Origin of the sequence: Mesorhizobium sp. B263B2A (assembly GCF_020165775.1) — a bacterium.
Lineage (GTDB): Bacteria > Pseudomonadota > Alphaproteobacteria > Rhizobiales > Rhizobiaceae > Mesorhizobium > Mesorhizobium opportunistum.
Genome location: NZ_JAIUIU010000030.1, coordinates 37,084 through 55,241 on the forward strand (window position 1 = coordinate 37,084; position 18,158 = coordinate 55,241).

An 18,158-nucleotide genomic window follows, 5' to 3' on the forward strand; every position below is an offset into this window, starting at 1 on the left:
GCTTGGCGCTCAACGGCCGCCGCTGACATTCAGGATCGCGCCCGTCGTATAGGACGCGGCGTCGGACAAGAGATAGAGGACCGCGCCCGCGACTTCATCCGCCGTGCCGGCTCTTTTCATCGGCAGCATGTCGCGGAACCGTTCCACCCGGTCCGGCTGCCCGCCGGAGGCGTGGATTTCGGTGTCGATAATACCGGGCCGCACCGCGTTAACACGAATGCCTTCCAGCGCCACCTCGCGGGCGAGCCCGATGGTGAGCGTGTCGACGGCACCCTTGGAGGCGGCATAGTCGACATATTCGCCGGGCGAGCCCAAAGTCGCGGCCGCCGACGAGATGTTGACGATGGCGCCACCCGAACCGCCATAGCGGGTCGACATGCGCTTCACCGCCTCGCGGGCGCACAGGAACGCACCGACGACATTGACGCGCATCATGCGTTCCAGCCGCGCGACATACATCTCGTCGACCCGCGCCTTGAGATCGACGATGCCGGCATTGTTGACGAAGGCATCGAGCCGGCCATAGGCGCGGTCGACGGCACCGAACATGGCCACGACATCGGACTCCACGCCGACATTGCCCTTGACCGGAAACGCTTCTCCGCCGGCGGCCCTGATCTGGGCAACGAGCGCGTCGGCGGCATTCCGGTTCGTGGCGTAATTGACCGCGACGCGGTAACCGGCCTTGGACCCGAGCCGGCAGATCGCGGCGCCGATGCCACGGCTGCCGCCGGTAACCAGCAGCACCTTTTGCGCCTCACTCATTCCTGGCACCCCTTCAAGGCAAACACATCCCACGGCACTTTCGAAAACCCGCCGCCGCCATACAGTTTGGACTGGCGCAGCGCCGGACCGAGATCCGGCAGGATCAGCGTCTTCGGCGCTTCGACACCCTCGGCCGGCAGCAGGCCAATGCCGCCCTTGTCGTCCGACGTGTAGATGACGCCATGCCAAAGCGTACAGGCGGCAAGTTCATCCCCGGTAGCATCGCCCTCCGGGCATTTGTACATCAGCGCGCCATTCGGCCGCGCCACGCCTTCGTTCCACATGACGATTCCGTTCAGCACCACATTGTTGTCGAGGATCATGCGGAATGTGTTGGTGACGGTGGCAGAGGTGCCGGTCGGCGTGAAGTCTATTTCGCTGCCGCTTTGAGCATCGCCATAGACGGCGAGTTCGATGGGGCAGGCAGCATGAGCAACGGAAGCCGCTACGAGAGAAACTATCGACCCAGCGATAAATCCGATCATGGGCGAAGCGACGTTTGTCATCAGCTAGCCCGATCACCTTCTCGGCCGTCGGCGTTCTCCAGCACCTCGAAATCGGTCATCAAGACCAGTGGTTCGCCAGTGGCGTCCAATCCCCAGAAGGACTTATACCCGCCGTCACCGAAACCAGTATCGAACATAGCGACGTTGAGCGGGTTTCCTTCCATCGGACTATCCATGCCAAACCTGTCGAGAGACCACGCAACATCAGCAAGATAGTCGTCAAGTTCTTCCTGGTCGGTCATCAACGTCAGGAGCGACTTGTCCATGAACGACGCGACAGCGTCATCCACGATAAATTCAAGAAATTCCGACTCATAAACCGGTGGGCGATCGCGAGCGAAGGTGGCCAATTCCCAGCTCACCGGCAAGCCGGTACCAAATCGCAAGACTGCCGCGGCAATGCGGCCCTGCGCCTGAAGCAGCATGACTGGATAGCGTCCTGGCTTCACCTTGCGGCTGAACGCAGGCCGTCCTAGTCCGGTGATCAGCGGATCGCAGGCGACGATTTCGCCGGTCGGCAGCTCAAGCTCACCGATTGTGGTGGCGGCGATCTTCCGCTCCGCCATCTCGGCTTCGCTCAGGGCGAAGACGCCGAGATTGCTGCTGACCTCGGAGGCGTCCCAATCGGCGGGCGAAGCGACCATAGGCCGATCGTAGAAAAGCCAGACGCGTCCACGCCGAAACCATCGGCGTAGTGTATCCGGCCAGCCGCTCATTGCGGATCAGCTCCGATCACAAATCCAGCACCAGCCGTTCCGGATCCTCCAGGCTTTCCTTGACCCGCACCAGGAAGGTCACCGCTTCCTTGCCGTCGACGATGCGGTGGTCGTAGCTCAGCGCCAAATACATCATCGGCCGGATCACGATCTGGCCGCCGACCACGACAGGCCGGTCCTGGATCTTGTGCATGCCGAGGATGCCCGACTGCGGCGCATTGAGGATCGGCGTCGACATCAGCGACCCGTAAACGCCGCCATTGGAGATGGTGAACGTGCCGCCCTGCATGTCCGCCACCGACAGCTTGCCGTCGCGCGCGGCGATGCCCAGCCGGCCGATCTCCTTCTCGATCTCGGCGATCGACATCTGGTCGGCATCACGCACGACCGGCACGACCAGGCCCTTCTCGGTGCCGACGGCGACGCCGATATGGGCGTAGTTCTTGAAGATGATGTCGGTGCCGTCGATCTCGGCATTGACCGACGGGATTTCCTTCAGCGCGTGGGTGACGGCCTTGGTGAAGAAGCCCATGAAACCGAGCTTCACGCCATGCTTCTTCTCGAACACATCCTTGTACTTGGTGCGCAGCGCCATCACCGCCGACATGTCGACCTCGTTGAAGGTTGTCAGCATCGCTGCGGTCGACTGCGCTTCCTTGAGCCGGCGCGCGATGGTCTGGCGCAGCTTGGTCATGCGCACGCGCTCCTCGCGCGAGGCGTCGTCGCCGGAGGATGGCGCACGTACGGCAATAGGTGCTGGTGCCGCCTTCGGCGTCTCGGCCGGCTGCGACGGCGCGCCCTTCGAGATAGCGTCGAGCACGTCGCCCTTCAGCACCTGGCCGCGCTTGCCCGAGCCGGAGAGCTGATCGACAGACAGGTTGTTCTCGGCGATCAGTTTGGCGGCGGCCGGCGCCGGCGGCATGGTGCGCGGCTCGACCGGGCCGGCATCGCCGGCGATCCTGGCGGTCTCGGCGGCGGCCTGCTTGGTGGTGTGCGCCGCGTCGGGGCTCGACGCCTGCGCCACCGCTTGCGGCTTGGCCTCCTGCTTGTTCGCGGGGGCAGCGGCAGAACCACCCGCCGAAATCATCCCCAGCAAGGCGCCGACGCCGACCGTCTCGCCTTCCTTGGCGGTGATCTCGCCCAGCGTGCCTGCGGCGGCGGCCGGAACCTCCACCGTCACCTTGTCGGTTTCGAGCTCGACCAGCGGCTCGTCGACGGCAATGGCATCGCCGACCTTCTTGAACCATTTGCCGATGGTCGCCTCGGTGACGGATTCGCCGAGAGTGGGAACGCGGATTTCGGTAGCCATTGTGCCTGTCCGTTCTTTCGGTTCTGTTGTTCGCCCAGATCTTCTCTAATCGCCCAGATCTTCTCTATTCACCAAGCGCGTCTTCGAGCAGGGCGGCGAGCTGGGCAAGGTGCTTGGACATCAGCCCGGTCGCCGGCGACGCTGACGCCGGCCGGCCGGTGTAGCGCACCCGCTGATGCTTGGCGTCGATATGTGCCAGCACCCATTCCAGATAGGGGTCGATGAACGACCAGGCGCCCATGTTCTTGGGCTCCTCCTGGCACCACACCATCTCGGCGTTGCGGAAACGCGACAATTCGGTGATCAGCGCCTTGGCCGGGAATGGATAGAGCTGTTCGACGCGCAGCAGGTAGATGTCGTTGATGCCGCGCTTCTCGCGCTCCTCATAGAGATCGTAATAGACCTTGCCCGTGCACAGCACGACGCGGCGGATCTTGGAATCCTTGGTGAGCTTGATAGGCTGGTTGGGCAAGAGCTGGGCGTCGTCCCACAGCAGCCGGTGGAACGAGCTTTCGCCCGAGATTTCCGGCAGCGTCGACACCGCCCGCTTGTGGCGCAGCAGCGACTTCGGCGTCATCAGGATCAGCGGCTTGCGGAAATCCCGCTTCAGCTGCCGGCGCAGGATGTGGAAGTAGTTGGCCGGCGTCGTGCAATTGGCCACTTGCATGTTGTCCTCGGCGCAAAGCTGCAGGAAGCGCTCCAGCCGTGCCGAGGAGTGCTCCGGGCCCTGGCCTTCATAGCCATGCGGCAACAGGCAGACGAGGCCCGACATTCTGAGCCACTTGCGCTCGCCCGAGGAGATGAACTGGTCGAACACCACCTGGGCGCCGTTGGCGAAGTCGCCGAACTGCGCTTCCCACAGCGTCAGCGCCTTAGGCTCGGCCAGGCTGTAGCCATATTCGAAGCCCAGCACCGCTTCTTCCGACAGCATCGAGTTGATGACTTCGTAGCCGGCCTGCGCCGCCGACAGATTGTTGAGCGGGATGTAGCGGGTCTCGTCGCGCTGGTCGTAGAGCACGGAATGGCGCTGCGAGAAGGTGCCGCGTTCGGAATCCTGCCCCGAGAGGCGGATCGGGTTGCCGTCGAGCAGGATGGCGCCGAAGGCCAGCGCCTCGGCCGTCGACCAGTCGATGCCTTCGCCCGATTCGATCGCCTCGCGGCGGTTCTCGAGGAAGCGGATGATCGTCTTGTGCGCCTCGAAGCCCTTCGGCACCTCGGTTAGCTTCTTGCCGATCTCCTTCAGCGTCTTGACCGGCACGGCGGTCTTGCCGCGCCTTTGTTCGTCCTGGTTGTCGGCCGTGCGCAGGCCCGACCAGGCGCCGTCGAGCCAGTCGGCCTTGTTGGGCTTGTAGTGCTGGCCGACTTCCCATTCCTGCTCCAGGTGCGCGCGCCAGTCGGCCTTCATCTGGTCGAGTTCGGCCTGGCTGATATGGCCCTCGGCGATCAGCCGCTCGCCATAGATCTGCACCGTCGTCTTATGGGTGCGGATGTTGCGGTACATGATCGGCTGGGTGAAAGCCGGTTCGTCGCCCTCATTGTGGCCGAAGCGGCGGTAGCAGAACATGTCGACCACAACGGGCTTGTGGAACTTCATGCGGAATTCGATCGCCACCTTGGTGGCATGCACCACGGCTTCCGGATCGTCGCCATTGACGTGGAAGATCGGCGCCTCGATCATCTTGGCGACGTCGGACGGATAGGGCGACGAGCGCGAGAAGCGCGGATTGGTGGTGAAGCCGATCTGGTTGTTGATGATGAAATGCAGCGTGCCGGCGACGCGGTGGCCGCGCAGGCCCGACAGGCCGAGGATTTCGGCGATCACGCCCTGGCCGGCGAAGGCGGCATCGCCATGCAGCAGCAGCGGCAGCACCTTGGCGCGCTCCTCCAGCGGCACGATCTCCTCGCGGCCGCGACCGAACAGAGAGTCCTGCTTGGCGCGCGCCTTGCCCATCACAACCGGATCGACGATCTCCAGATGCGAGGGATTGGCGGTCAGCGACAGATGCACCTTGTTGCCGTCGAACTCGCGGTCCGACGAGGCGCCGAGATGGTACTTGACGTCGCCGGAGCCCTCGACCTCGTCAGGCGCGGCGGAGCCGCCCTTGAACTCGTGGAAAATGGCGCGGTGCGGTTTGGCCATCACCTGGCTGAGCACGTTCAGCCGGCCGCGGTGGGCCATGCCGAGCACGATCTCCTTCATGCCGAGCTGGCCGCCGCGCTTGACGATCTGTTCCAGCGCCGGAATCAACGCTTCACTGCCGTCGAGGCCGAAGCGCTTGGTGCCCTTGTACTTGACGTCAATGAACTGCTCGAAGCCTTCCGCCTCCACCAGCTTCGAAAGGATCGCCTTCTTGCCGGTGGCGGTGAAGGAGATTTCCTTGTCGGCGCCTTCGATACGAGCCTGGATCCAGGCCTTTTCCTCGGGATCGGAGATGTGCATGAACTCGACGCCGAGCGTCGAGCAATAGGTGCGGGTCAGGATCTCCAGCATCTGCCGGATAGAGCCGAATTCGAGGCCGAGCACGTTGTCGAGGAAGATCGGCCGGTCGTAGTCGGCTTCGGTGAAGCCGTAATTCTCGGGCGACAATTCATTGTAGTCCTCGAGCGGCTTGGCGATGCCGAGCGGGTCGAGATTGGCGTGCAGATGGCCGCGCATGCGGTAGGCGCGGATCATCATGATGGCGCGCACGGAATCCCGCGTCGCCTGGTGCACATCGGCGTCGGACAGGACCACGCCGTTGGTGACCGCCTTGTCCTTGACCTTCTTTTCGATCGTCTTCTCGACGATGCCCCAATTGCCGTCGAGCGCCGACACCAGTTCGCCATTGGCCTGCAGCGGCCAGGAGGGCTTTTCCCATGAGGCGCCCTTGGCATTCCTGCGCACATCGCCGGCATCGTCCTTCAGCCCGGCGAAGAACTCCTGCCATTCGGGATTGACCGAGGCGGGATCGTCCTCATAGGCGGCATAGAGCGCGTCGATGTAATCGGCGTTGCCGCCATACAGGAATGAGGTGAGAGAAAACTGGTCGTTGGCCTGATCTTGTCTTGCCATGTCACTTAGCGGAGCCGCGCTCCGTCTCCTTGTCAGAGCAAATAGGGAGTAGCGAATAGCGAGTAGGGATTTCCCTGGGCCGCGCGCTACTTTGTTCTTCCCTATTCGCTATTCACTACTCGCTACTCACTTAACCCTTGATCGCCTCGACCAGCGTTGTGCCCAGCCGTGCCGGCGAAGGCGATACCTTGATGCCGGCCGATTCCATCGCCGCGATCTTGTCTTCCGCGCCGCCCTTGCCGCCGGAGATGACCGCGCCCGCGTGGCCCATGGTGCGGCCGGCCGGCGCCGTGCGCCCGGCGATGAAGCCGGCCATCGGCTTCTTGCGGCCACGCTTGGCTTCGTCCTTGAGGAACTGCGAGGCGTCTTCCTCGGCCGAACCGCCGATCTCGCCGATCATGATGATCGACTTGGTCTCGTCGTCGGCGAGGAACATCTCGAGCACGTCGATGAATTCGGTGCCCTTGACGGGGTCGCCGCCAATGCCGACGGCGGTGGTCTGGCCGAGGCCGACATTGGTGGTCTGGAACACTGCCTCATAGGTAAGTGTTCCCGAGCGCGAAACAACGCCGACCGAGCCCTTGCGGAAGATGTTGCCGGGCATGATGCCGATCTTGCATTCGTTGGGGGTGAGCACGCCCGGGCAGTTCGGCCCGATCAGCCGCGAGGCCGAGCGGTCGAGCCGCGCCTTGACCTTGATCATGTCCATCACCGGAATGCCTTCGGTGATGCAGATGATCAGCGGGATCTCGGCCTCGATCGCTTCCAGGATGGCTTCGGCGGCACCCGCCGGCGGCACGTAGACGACGGACGCGTTGGCGCCGGTCTTTGCCTTGCCTTCGGCGACGGTGGCGAAGATCGGCAGGTTCTCGCCCTTCGACCCGGTCCAGGTCTCGCCGCCCTTCTTGGGATGGATGCCGCCCACCATCTTGGTGCCGTGATAGGCCAGCGCCTGTTCGGTGTGGAACGTGCCGGTCTTGCCGGTCAGGCCCTGCACCAGCACCTTGGTGTTCTTGTCGACGAGAATGGACATCTGAGCCCTTTTCTAAAAACCGTTGATCGAGGAAGGCGAGACGCGCCGGTAGACGCCGCTCACCATGTCTTGCCAGCTATCGCTGCCGGCAGGTTTGAAATGCAGCCGCATGCGGTAGGTGTCGTCAAAAACATATGTCACGCGCGCCGCGCCGCGCGGCGACGACCGTTCCAGAACCAGCTCGCTGCCGTCCCACGTGCCCGTGGCCGGCGATGTCGGCACGAAACCCATCGAATCGAACTGGTGCATGGTCACCGCGCCGCTTTGCTGGTCGAAGCCGAACACATTGTGCGCGCCGAACGAAACCGTGCCGTCGCGGCGCTGGCGATAGCGCTGCACCACGAACAGGCCGCCGAACTGTGCCTCCGCCAGCACTTCGGAAGTCGCAGTGCCGGCATCGGCCCATTGCGTGCCCGACACCTCTTCCTCGCCGCGCCACGCGCCGACCAGCGCCTGCAGGCGCTGGTGATCGGCCGAGAGCGAGGAGAAGGGGGACGCGTTCATGGCTCAGAGCCGCTTCAGGTCGGTGACGGTAAGATCGCTCTTGGCATTGCCGGTGTTGAGCGTCGTCGCCGGCTCGAACATCAGCACCACCGGCTCGGCGGTCAGCGAGCGCGGCCGGTGCTCGACGCCACGCGGCACGACGATGAAGTCACCCTCGCCAAGCTCGACCGGACCATCACGGAAATCGATGGCGATGCGACCGCGCAGCACCAGGAAGGCCTCGTCCTCATTGTCATGCGCGTGCCAGTCGAAGGTCTCGCCGAACTTGGCGACCTTCGCCTGGCTGTCATTGACGTCGCCGGCAATATGCGGATCGAAGACCTTCTTGATCTTTTGATCCGCCGCCTCGACCAGGTTTATCTTGCGCGGGGGCACCGGCTCAGCCCTTCACCGCCGCCACGATCTTCTTGGCCGCGTCGTCGAGATCATCGGCCGAGACGACATTCAAGCCGCTGTCGTTGATGATCTTCTTGCCGAGCTCGGCATTGGTGCCTTCCAGACGCACCACCAGCGGCACCTTCAGCCCAACTTCCTTGACCGCGGCGATGACGCCCTCGGCGATGATGTCGCACTTCATGATGCCGCCGAAGATGTTGATCAATATGCCCTTGACCGCCGGATCCTTGGTGATGATCTTGAATGCCGCCGTCACCTTCTCCTTGGACGCGCCGCCGCCGACATCGAGGAAGTTGGCGGGCTCGGCGCCGTAGAGCTTGATGATGTCCATCGTTGCCATGGCAAGGCCCGCGCCGTTGACCATGCAGCCGATATTGCCGTCGAGCGCGACATAGGCGAGGTCGTATTTCGACGCCTCGATTTCCTTCTCGTCCTCTTCGGTGGTGTCGCGCAATTCGAGCACGTCGGGGTGGCGAAACAGCGCGTTGTTGTCGAACGACACCTTTGCGTCGAGCACGCGCAGCCGGCCGTTCTTCATGACGATCAGCGGGTTGACCTCGAGCAGGCTCATGTCCTTCTCGACGAACGCCTTGTAGAGTATCGGGAACAGCGTGTTGCCATCTCCGGCCGCGTCGCCGTCAAGCTTGAGCGCGCCGTTGAGCGCCTTCAGATCGGCCGCGGTCACACCCTTTTCCGGATCGATGGCGACGGTGATGATCTTTTCGGGCGTATCATGCGCGACCGCCTCGATGTCCATGCCGCCTTCGGTCGAGACGACGAAGGCGACGCGGCCGACCGAACGGTCGACCAGGATCGACAAGTACAGCTCGCGCTCGATGTCGGCGCCGTCCTCGATGTAGAGGCGGTTGACCTGCTTGCCGGCCGGGCCGGTCTGCTTGGTGACCAGCGTGTGGCCGAGCATCTCGTTGGCGTTGGCGACGACATCGGCGACCGACTTCGCCAAACGCACACCGCCCTTGGCATCGGGGCCAAGTTCCTTGAACTTGCCCTTGCCGCGACCGCCGGCGTGGATCTGGCTCTTCACCACATAGAGCGGGCCGGGAAGCGCTTGTGCCGCGGCTTCCGCCTCATCGGCCTTGAACACCGGCACCCCCTCGGCCACCGGCGCGCCAAAGCTCTTCAGCAGCGCCTTGCCCTGATATTCATGGATGTTCATATGGGTTGTCTCCAGATCGGCTGCTGGGGTTCACTTAGAGGCGAGTTGCGGCGCGATCTTGACGCAGGCCTCGGTCAGGCCCTGCACCGTCGCCACCGAAGCGTCGAACATCTTCTGCTCGGCCTTGTTGAGGTCGATCTCGATGATGCGCTCGACACCGCCGGCGCCGATGACCACGGGAACGCCGACATAGGTGCCCTTGACGCCATACTGGCCGGAAAGGTGCGCCGCGCACGGCAGCACGCGCTTCTTGTCCTTGAGATAGGCTTCGGCCATCGAGATCGCCGAGGCGGCCGGGGCGTAGTAGGCCGAGCCGGTCTTGAGCAGGCCGACGATCTCGGCGCCGCCGTCGCGGGTGCGCTGCACGATCTGGTCGAGCTTCTCCTTCGAGGTCCAGCCCATCTTGATGAGATCGGGCAGCGGAATGCCCGATACCGTCGAATAACGGATCATCGGCACCATGGAATCGCCGTGGCCGCCGAGCACGAAGGCGGTCACGTCCTCGACCGAGACCTTGAATTCCTCGGCCAGGAAGTAGCGGAAGCGCGAACTGTCGAGCACGCCGGCCATGCCGACGACATGGGTCTTGGGCAGGCCGGAAAACTTCTGCAGCGCCCACACCATGGCATCGAGCGGATTGGTGATGCAGATGACGAAGGCCTTCGGCGCGTATTTCTTCAGGCCGGCGCCGACCTGTTCCATGACCTTGAGGTTGATGCCCAGCAGGTCGTCGCGGCTCATGCCCGGCTTGCGCGGCACGCCGGCGGTGACGATGCAGACATCGGCGCCCTCGATGCCGGCATAGTCGTTGACGCCGGTCAGCCGGGAATCGAAACCATCGACCGGCGACGACTGCGCGATATCGAGCCCCTTGCCTTGCGGGATGCCCTCGGCGATATCGAACAGCACCACGTCGCCGAGGTCCTTGAGGCCGATCATGTGGGCGAGCGTGCCGCCGATCATGCCCGAGCCGATAAGCGCTATCTTGTTGCGTGCCATGTGAGGATGTTTTCCCTTTGTCTGTGACTGCGCCCAAGTCTTTGACGACTTGATGACGGTGCCGAGGAAGGAGGCCGGAATGTTGCGGGAAACCGCGAGATTTCGCCGCACCCAATAGCCCCGGTGCGAGGTAAATTCAAACGATTATTTTAGGGCGAGCATTTTCAATCGGTTAGATGGTTTGGGATTTACGTAAACGTCAAAGTTTGTAAGCCGACTTGGAGGTATCTACACAATGAAGATGGAGATCGTAAGGCTTGAAGCTGGCGATGACGCCCTTGTGATGCGGGTCGCCGAGGATGTGTTCGAGTCTTGGAAGCTGGCGGGACAGCGCCCCCCTCTGTCCTGCCGGACATCTCCCCCACACGGGGGGAGATTGGCAGCTTCGGTGCCCCGCTCACCCTTGTAACGTCGCAGATCGGCGACGGCCGATCTCCCCCCTCGTGGGGGAGATGTCCGGTAGGACAGAGGGGGGCGCGAAGGATCGCGGCTTCCAGAGATTCTCTTTACACCTGCGCCTGCGACGCCTCCGGCGCCGCCTTCGCCTTTCGACGCTCCGCCCAATCCTCCAGCCAGTCCCGGCTCTGCATCTCGATCAGGCGTGAGGCCGTGCGTTCGAATTCGAACACCTCTACGCCGCGCTTGGCCACATAAAGCTCTTGCGGCGGAGCGTCGGCGCTCACCACCAGCCGTGTGTGATGGTCGTAAAGCGTGTCGATCAGCAGGATGAAGCGCTTGGCCTCGTTGCGTTTGCCTTCGCCCAGCACCGGCACATGGTCGATGAAGACGGTCGAGAAGCGCCCGGCAATGGCCAGGAAATCGCGAGCGCCGAGCGGCTTTTCGCAGAGATCGGCGAAGGAAAAACGCGCCGCGTCGCCGGCGGCGGCCGGCACGATCACTTGCCGGCCCTTCAGCGTCAGCGATGTCGCGGCCGTCGGCGCGCCGCGCGTCATCGTTTGCCACGCCGCGTCGAGCATATGGTCGGCGGCAGCGTCCGCCGGCGTGACATAGACCGGCGTGCGGGCGAGCTTTTCGAGCCGGTAGTCCTTGTCACTGTCGAGCGACAGCACCTGGGCGTGCCGTTCCAGTATGGCGATGAACGGCAGGAACAGCTGGCGGTTCAGCCCGTCGCTATAAAGGTTCTCCGGTGCCACGTTCGAGGTGGCGACCAGCACCACGCCGCTGGCGAACAATGCCGAGAACAGCCGCGACAGGATCATCGCATCGGCGATGTCGGTGACCGAGAACTCGTCGAAGCACAACACCCAGGCCTGCTCGGCCAGCGTCTTGGCAACCGGCGGGATCGGGTCGTCTTCCCTGACCTCGCCATTCTTGCGCGCCTGCCGATGCTTCTGGATGCGGTCCTGCACGTCGGCCATGAAGTCGTTGAAGTGGACCCGGCGCTTGCGCCGGACCGGTAGCAGCTCGAAGAACATGTCCATCAGCATGGTCTTGCCGCGACCGACGCCGCCATGGATATAGAGGCCCTTGACGATGTCCCGCGTCTCGCGCTTGCGGGCAAACAGCCAGCCCAGCGCACTCGACTTGTGCGCCAGCCGTTTTGCCGAGATCTCCGATGTCAGCCGGTCGAGTGCCGCGGCGATGCGTTCCTGCGCCGGATCGCGTTCGATCCCGCCGGTTTCCACCAGATGGTCGTAGCGCTGCCTGACGGTCGCATGGGTCTGGAGGCCGTCACGCAGATGCATCGGTCACGTCGTTTGTACAGAGCAAGAATCCTCAGGGACTAGGTGTGTTGAGATTCAGGTCAGGCCTAGCCGAGAATGGTGGCTTTCGAGAACCGGAGCGGAGCGTACTTAAAGTACGTGAGCACCGGAAGCGCAGAAAACCGCCGTTCGCAGGCCGGCATCACCTGAATATCGGCATACATAGCCTACCTTGTAAGCGAAATCGCCTGGCCGCTGGAAGTCTGGCCGTCGAATTTCGAGCCGCCCGAGGAATAGAGCCGCGCCAGCGAACCGCCATTCTCGTCATAGAGCGTCAGCTGCTTGCCGGCGACGTTCCAGGACTTGATGCCGTCGATCGGCGCCGGGCAATGCAGCGGCCCGGCGCGGAAGCCGGCGCCGAACTTGGTCTGCGGCGTCGCCACCTTGCAGCTCTGGCCGGCAACGCTGACGTTCCATACGCCGGCGACGCTGGCCGCGCTGAGGTCCGCGGCCCCTGCCGGCGCTGTGCCATCCGGCGGCAAGGACGCGACCTGCGTGTTCGCCGGCGCTGTCGGGAATTGCGCTGGGTCGGTGGTGCCGGGCGCGGCCGGCGGCGGCAGCTGGTTGGAGGTCACCTGGCCGGCCGGGGCCGGCTGCAGCGGCGCCGGCTGCTGGTCGTCCATCGACGAGAAGCGTGAGGTCGAGCAGCCGCCCGCAAAAAGCGCTGCCAACGATACGGCCACCAGACCGCTTTTCGAAAAATTCATTGCAACCTCCGTCGGATCCGGCTGGGGGGATGCCGTCCGCGCAATCTCACCTCCACCAAGATGGAGAAGGTGGCGAAATTTCAACCCGATATGGTTAAAATAGGGTTTGCAGCAAGATTTGTTGCAAATTTATCGCATTTACGGCGCTAGACGCGCGCTCGGCACGAACACACATCCGTCCGGCCCGACGATATGGCATTCGCGCAAGCCATGCGGCTTGTCGATTGAGCCGGCCAGCACGATGTGGCCATGTTCCAGTGCCGCCGCCTCGACCGCATCAGGATCCGCGCCATAGAGACGCAGTTCGATGCCGGCGCCGCGCGTCTCGATGCCGGCGATGACCCCGGTCATCGGATTGTCGAGATAGGAATGGTCGGCGTGCAGCATGAACACCGATCCCAGAAGCTCGATCGCCGCGAAATCTTCGTCGGCATAGATCATATGGGCGCCGAGCACGTCCCGGCAGAAGGCCTCCATCGCCGCCATGTCGCTTACCAGCAGGTTGACGCCGATGCCGCGCGCCAGCGAGCGGCCGAAATCCTCGGCCTTCATCCATGGCGTCTTCGTCCGCTTCATGGCCATGGCGTTGTCCTCGCTCCCAATCCTTGGCGATCCCACTCGAACCGGGGCGATCCTAGTCGAACCGGCTGCCTCACCCTTGGCATTCGCTCGCCAAATGCTTGCGCCAGCCAAGGCAGCGCTTATGTCTAGAAATCCAACCCTGCCGGAGCGCAAGAATTTGGCCGCGAGACCGAAAGTCGCCAACCGCTATTACAGCGGCCCGCCCAGCGATCATTTCGACGGCAGCCTGTTCTTCAATCCCGGCGGCCAGTTGCCCGGCCGTTTCGCCGATCTGCTGAAATGGCAGTTCAGCGGCCAACGCGCCAAATGGCCGGCCACCGATCCGAGCCCCCTGCCGCAGGCGAGGCCGGCGGGGCGAGTAAACGGCTCCGGTCTGACCGTGACCATGGTCGGCCATTCGACCTTGCTGGTCCAGACGGCCGGCCTGAACATCCTCACCGATCCGGTCTGGTCGCCGCGCGCATCGCCGTTTTCCTTTGCCGGCCCAAAGCGTATCAATCCGCCGGGGATCGCCTTTGCCGACCTGCCGCCGATCGACCTCGTGCTGGTCAGCCACAACCATTACGACCATCTCGACCTCGCCACGCTCAGGCAGTTGAAAGCCAGCCATGACCCGCTGCTGATCACTCCGCTCGGCAATGACATGCTGATTGGCCAGGCGGTTCCCGGCATGCGGCTGGCGGCGCATGACTGGGGCGACAGGATCGAGCTCGGCAATGGCGCCTTCATTCATGTCGAGCCGGCGCATCACTGGTCGGCGCGCGGCGCCCGCGACCGGCGCATGGCGCTGTGGGCCGGCTTCGTTGTGGAGACACCGGGCGGCAAGACCTACTTCGCCGGCGACACCGGCTTCCACGATGGCATCAACTACCGGCTGATGGCTGGGAAGCATGGTGGCTTCCGCTTCGCCATCCTGCCGATCGGCGCCTACGAACCACGCTGGTTCATGGCATCCCAGCACCAGAACCCGGAGGAAGCGGTGCAGGGCATGAAACTGTGCAATGCGGCTTTCGCCGCCGGCTGCCACTGGGGCACGTTCCAGCTCACCGATGAGCCGATCGACGAGCCGGTCCGGAAACTGGCCGAGGCGCTTGCGGCCGAGCAGCTGTCGCCGGAGCGCTTTCGCGCCTTGCGGCCCGGTGAAGTCTGGGACGTGCCCTGAGGCTCGGTATCTGCCTGGATTGGCGTTTACCTCACGGCGGTTTTCGCCCACCATGATGTCATCATGTCTCGAGGAACGGAGTCGCGCCTCATGAAAACAGTCCTGGCAGCCCTCGTCGCCGCCGCAATCTCCACCTCGACGGCCTTTGCCGGTGAGATCGGCGACCGTGCCGCCGAAGCCGAAAAGCTGCTCCAGTCCGGTGATTCCGCCGGCGCGCTGGAAAAGTTCCGCGGTGCCGAGGACGCGCTGTGGGAGGCGATGCCGCTCGCCGTCCTCAACGTCAAGCACGTCGACACCGCGGCGGGCTTCGGCATCTACACCGAGCGCGCGAACCACATCTATAAACCCGGCGAGAAGATCGTGCTCTACATGGAGCCGGTCGGCTACGGCTACGGCTCCGACGGGCTCGGCAACAAGCAGATCTCGCTTTCGGTTGACCTGACCGTGGTTTCAGCCTCCGGCGAGGAACTCGGCAAGATGGAGAAGATCAGCCGCGTCCAGGTCGCCTCGCGCTCGCGCAACCGCGAACTGTTCTTCAAGCTGGACCTGTCCCTCGATGGCTTGCCGCCCGGCAAATACCGCTGCGACTTCCTCATGCACGACGAGAATTCGAGCAAGACGGGGCCGTTCAGCACCGACATCGAGATCGCCGGCTAGGTTTCGCCGCTGACATTCCCTCGCGAGCGACGGAACCCAAGCACGACAGCAGCGTTTTCATGCAGTTACAAAATCTGTCGGCTCGAGAGGCATTTCCATGCTCAGATGGATCATCATTCTCCTGATCATCGCCGCCGCCGCCAGCCTGCTCGGCATGCCGGCGTTGGCCGGGGCCGCAGCCACTGGCGCGCGCATCCTTATCGGTATCGTGCTCATCATCTTCCTGCTGATCTTGTTTGGGGTCTTCGCGGTGACGTAAAGCGGCTGCGCACTGGTAATTCCCGCCCGTTTCCGCCATATAGCGCCAAACGGACACGGAACTTTTCGGAGCGATGGCAAGCACGACCCCTTTCGCCAAGATGAACGGCATCGGCAACGAGATTATCGTCGCCGACATGCGCGGTCGCGCCGATCGGGTGACGGCGGCCGCGGCGATCACGCTCAACGCCGATGCCGCGACCGGCTTCGACCAGATCATGGCGATCCATGACGCAAGGACGCCGGGCACCGCCTTTTTCATCGACATCCTGAATTCCGACGGCACCGGTGCACAGGCCTGCGGCAACGGCATGCGCTGCGTCGTCCAGGCGCTCGCCGCGGAGACTGGCCAAAAGAGCTTCACCTTCGAGACCGTCGCCGGCATCCTCAACGCCAGTGAACATGCCGACGGCTCGATCTCGGTCGACATGGGCATGCCGCGTTTCGGCTGGCAGGACATTCCGCTGGCCGAAGAATTCCGCGACACCCGCATGATCGAATTGCAGATCGGCCCGATCGACGCGCCGGTGCTGCATTCCCCCTCCGCCGTCTCGATGGGCAACCCGCACGCCATCTTCTGGGTCGACCGCGACGTCTGGTCCTACGAGCTCGACCGTTTCGGTCCGCTGCTCGAAAACCACCCGATCTTCCCCGAACGCGCCAACATCACGATCGCGCAGGTCACGTCGCCCGAGAGCATGATCATCCGCACCTGGGAACGCGGCGCCGGCCTGACCAAGGCCTGCGGCACCGCCTCCTGCGCCGCCGTGGTGGCAGCGGCCCGCACCAGGCGGACCGGGCGCAGCGTCAGCCTGCTGACCCCCGGCGGCGGCACGCTGCATGTCGAATGGCGCGACGATGACCACGTCATCCTGACGGGTGCCGCCGAATGGGAATTTTCCGGCAGCTTCGATCCCTCGACCGGCGCCTGGGCCCGCGACACCGAAAGCGCGGCCTGATGTCGGTTGCTCTGTCCAAGAGCCCGAACGTCGATGGCTCCCTTTCCGAGGCCCCTAGCCGCATCGACGTGGTGACCTTCGGCTGCCGGCTGAACACCTATGAATCCGAGGTGATGCGGCGCGAGGCCGAAACGGCGGGTCTCGGCGCGCTGGCCGGCGGTGCCGTGATCTTCAACACCTGCGCCGTCACCGGCGAGGCTGTGCGCCAGGCCAGGCAGGCGATCCGCAAGGCGCGCCGCGACAACCCGCAGGCGCGCATCATCGTCACCGGCTGCGCCGCGCAAACCGAGCCTGAAAAATTCGCCGCCATGGACGAGGTCGATCTCGTGCTTGGCAATGAGGAGAAGTTGCGGGCGCATTCCTATCGCGCGCTGCCGGATTTCGGCGTCAATGACACCGAGAAGGCCCGCGTCAACGACATCTTCTCGGTGCGCGAAACCGCCGGTCATATGGTCGACGCCATCGAGGGCCGGGCGCGTGCCTTCGTCCAGGTGCAGAACGGCTGCGACCATCGCTGCACCTTCTGCATCATCCCTTACGGCCGCGGCAATTCGCGCTCGGTGCCGATGGGCGCCGTGGTCGAGCAGGTCAAGCGTCTCGCCGGCAATGGTTATGCCGAGATCGTGCTGACCGGCGTCGACATGACGTCTTTCGGTGCCGACCTGCCGGGTGCGCCCAAGCTCGGCAAGCTTGTGAAGACGATCCTCCGGCAGGTGCCGGACGTGAAGCGCCTGCGGCTGTCGTCGATCGATTCGATCGAGGCCGATGACGAACTGCTCGACGCCATCGCCAACGAGCCCAGGCTAATGCCGCATCTGCACCTCTCGCTGCAGTCGGGCGACGACATGATCCTGAAGCGCATGAAGCGCCGCCATCTGCGCGACCAGTCGATCCGCTTCTGCGAGGATGTGCGCAAGCTGCGCCCTGCAATCGTCTTCGGCGCCGACATCATCGCCGGCTTCCCGACCGAGACCGACGACATGTTCGAGAACTCGATCAATATCGTCGCGGAGTGCGGCCTGACCCATCTCCACGTCTTTCCGTTCAGCCCGCGCGAAGGCACGCCCGCGGCACGCATGCCGCAGCTGCGCCGCGAGGTGGTCAAGCAGCGCGCCGCCCGGCTGCGTGCAGCCGGTGAAGCCGCCTATCGGCGTCACCTGTCGTCACTTCCCGGCACGCGCCAGTCGATCCTGATCGAGCGTGACGGGCTTGGCCGCACCGAAGGCTTCACGCTTGCCGCATTGGGCACCGGCGCGCCGGGCGAGATCGTCGAAGCGACAATTACTGACCACGATGGCGCCCGGCTGATCGCGGCCCCGCTTGCCGCTTGCGCCGCCTGAGAAACGCAAAGCATGGCTGGTTTTTTCAAGAAGATATTTTCGTTCGGCAAGAAAGAAATTGTCGAGGAGCGGATCGACGAGACCGCCCCCCTCCCGCCGATCAAATGGGATGCGCTGGACGCGCTGAAGCCGGCGGCCGAGCCTGCGCCCCACCCTCCCCCCGAGGGGGAGGGTCGACGCGAAGCGGCGGGGCGGGGTGACAGCGCCGACGCCAGCGCCAGTGCCCCCCCCCCCCCCCGGCGCGGGCGCCGGCGCCGGCCCCCGCCCCTGCGCCAGCACCGGCTCAGTAATCGGCTCGAAATCGAATACAAA

Annotated in this window: 18 protein-coding genes and 1 pseudogene; 6 read left to right on the forward strand and 13 right to left on the reverse strand. The window is 64.0% G+C overall.

Going from position 1 to position 18,158, the window contains the following annotated elements; all coding sequences use genetic code 11:
• Positions 1-9: 9 nt before the first annotated feature.
• The 13 genes from LB568_RS29440 to LB568_RS29500 form a co-directional block, all read right to left on the reverse strand.
• Positions 10-765, reverse strand: a complete 756-nt coding sequence (locus LB568_RS29440) for an SDR family oxidoreductase (RefSeq protein WP_013892259.1) — start codon at positions 763-765, stop codon at positions 10-12.
• Entirely contained in the window at positions 762-1,271 is a 510-nt protein-coding gene (locus tag LB568_RS29445; protein WP_013892258.1) for a hypothetical protein, read from the reverse strand. Before LB568_RS29445 ends, LB568_RS29440 begins: the two co-directional genes overlap by 4 nt.
• Positions 1,271-1,915, reverse strand: a complete 645-nt coding sequence (locus tag LB568_RS29450) for a DUF4241 domain-containing protein (RefSeq protein ID WP_224731972.1) — start codon at positions 1,913-1,915, stop codon at positions 1,271-1,273. Before LB568_RS29450 ends, LB568_RS29445 begins: the two co-directional genes overlap by 1 nt.
• Positions 1,916-2,003: 88 nt before the next feature.
• Positions 2,004-3,296 carry a 2-oxoglutarate dehydrogenase complex dihydrolipoyllysine-residue succinyltransferase gene (gene odhB / locus LB568_RS29455; RefSeq protein WP_224731973.1) on the reverse strand — a complete coding sequence of 431 codons (1,293 nt, stop codon included), beginning with the start codon at positions 3,294-3,296 and terminating at the stop codon, positions 2,004-2,006.
• A gap of 64 nt (positions 3,297-3,360) precedes the next feature.
• On the reverse strand, positions 3,361-6,348 hold the full coding sequence (locus tag LB568_RS29460; protein ID WP_224731974.1) for a 2-oxoglutarate dehydrogenase E1 component: 2,988 nt from the start codon (positions 6,346-6,348) through the stop codon (positions 3,361-3,363).
• A 130-nt stretch (positions 6,349-6,478) separates the two neighbouring features.
• Positions 6,479-7,381, reverse strand: coding sequence for a succinate--CoA ligase subunit alpha (gene sucD / locus LB568_RS29465; protein WP_224731975.1), 903 nt, complete (start codon positions 7,379-7,381; stop codon positions 6,479-6,481).
• A gap of 12 nt (positions 7,382-7,393) precedes the next feature.
• Positions 7,394-7,885 carry a DUF1579 family protein gene (locus LB568_RS29470; protein ID WP_224731976.1) on the reverse strand — a complete coding sequence of 164 codons (492 nt, stop codon included), beginning with the start codon at positions 7,883-7,885 and terminating at the stop codon, positions 7,394-7,396.
• 3 nt (positions 7,886-7,888) lie between these two features.
• On the reverse strand, positions 7,889-8,260 hold the full coding sequence (locus LB568_RS29475; RefSeq protein WP_224731977.1) for a cupin domain-containing protein: 372 nt from the start codon (positions 8,258-8,260) through the stop codon (positions 7,889-7,891).
• Between the two features lie 4 nt (positions 8,261-8,264).
• Entirely contained in the window at positions 8,265-9,458 is a 1,194-nt protein-coding gene (gene sucC / locus LB568_RS29480; protein WP_224731978.1) for an ADP-forming succinate--CoA ligase subunit beta, read from the reverse strand.
• A 30-nt stretch (positions 9,459-9,488) separates the two neighbouring features.
• The gene (gene mdh / locus LB568_RS29485; RefSeq protein ID WP_013892250.1) at positions 9,489-10,457 is read right to left on the reverse strand and encodes a malate dehydrogenase; all 969 of its coding nucleotides are present in this window, start codon (positions 10,455-10,457) and stop codon (positions 9,489-9,491) included.
• A 506-nt stretch (positions 10,458-10,963) separates the two neighbouring features.
• Entirely contained in the window at positions 10,964-12,163 is a 1,200-nt protein-coding gene (gene zapE / locus LB568_RS29490; RefSeq protein ID WP_224731979.1) for a cell division protein ZapE, read from the reverse strand.
• Positions 12,164-12,348: 185 nt separating this feature from the next.
• Positions 12,349-12,888: a protease inhibitor Inh/omp19 family protein gene (locus LB568_RS29495; RefSeq protein WP_013892247.1), complete on the reverse strand. Its 540-nt coding sequence runs from the start codon at positions 12,886-12,888 to the stop codon at positions 12,349-12,351.
• Positions 12,889-13,026: 138 nt separating this feature from the next.
• Positions 13,027-13,470, reverse strand: coding sequence for a VOC family protein (locus LB568_RS29500; protein ID WP_224731980.1), 444 nt, complete (start codon positions 13,468-13,470; stop codon positions 13,027-13,029).
• Positions 13,471-13,591: 121 nt separating this feature from the next.
• Between LB568_RS29500 and LB568_RS29505 the strand changes: the two genes are divergently transcribed.
• The 6 genes and pseudogenes from LB568_RS29505 to LB568_RS29530 form a co-directional block, all read left to right on the forward strand.
• Positions 13,592-14,632 (forward strand): MBL fold metallo-hydrolase, encoded by a 1,041-nt coding sequence (locus LB568_RS29505; protein WP_013892245.1) that lies wholly within the window; start codon positions 13,592-13,594, stop codon positions 14,630-14,632.
• A 90-nt stretch (positions 14,633-14,722) separates the two neighbouring features.
• On the forward strand, positions 14,723-15,289 hold the full coding sequence (locus tag LB568_RS29510) for a hypothetical protein (RefSeq protein ID WP_013892244.1): 567 nt from the start codon (positions 14,723-14,725) through the stop codon (positions 15,287-15,289).
• Positions 15,290-15,386: 97 nt separating this feature from the next.
• Positions 15,387-15,548, forward strand: a complete 162-nt coding sequence (locus LB568_RS29515; RefSeq protein ID WP_013892243.1) for a DUF1328 family protein — start codon at positions 15,387-15,389, stop codon at positions 15,546-15,548.
• 73 nt (positions 15,549-15,621) lie between these two features.
• Positions 15,622-16,506 (forward strand): diaminopimelate epimerase, encoded by an 885-nt coding sequence (dapF, locus tag LB568_RS29520; RefSeq protein WP_013892242.1) that lies wholly within the window; start codon positions 15,622-15,624, stop codon positions 16,504-16,506.
• The gene (gene mtaB, locus LB568_RS29525) at positions 16,506-17,846 is read left to right on the forward strand and encodes a tRNA (N(6)-L-threonylcarbamoyladenosine(37)-C(2))-methylthiotransferase MtaB (RefSeq protein WP_013892241.1); all 1,341 of its coding nucleotides are present in this window, start codon (positions 16,506-16,508) and stop codon (positions 17,844-17,846) included. Before dapF ends, mtaB begins: the two co-directional genes overlap by 1 nt.
• 12 nt (positions 17,847-17,858) lie before the next feature.
• A pseudogene (locus tag LB568_RS29530) lies at positions 17,859-18,158 on the forward strand (hypothetical protein); the annotation flags it as partial.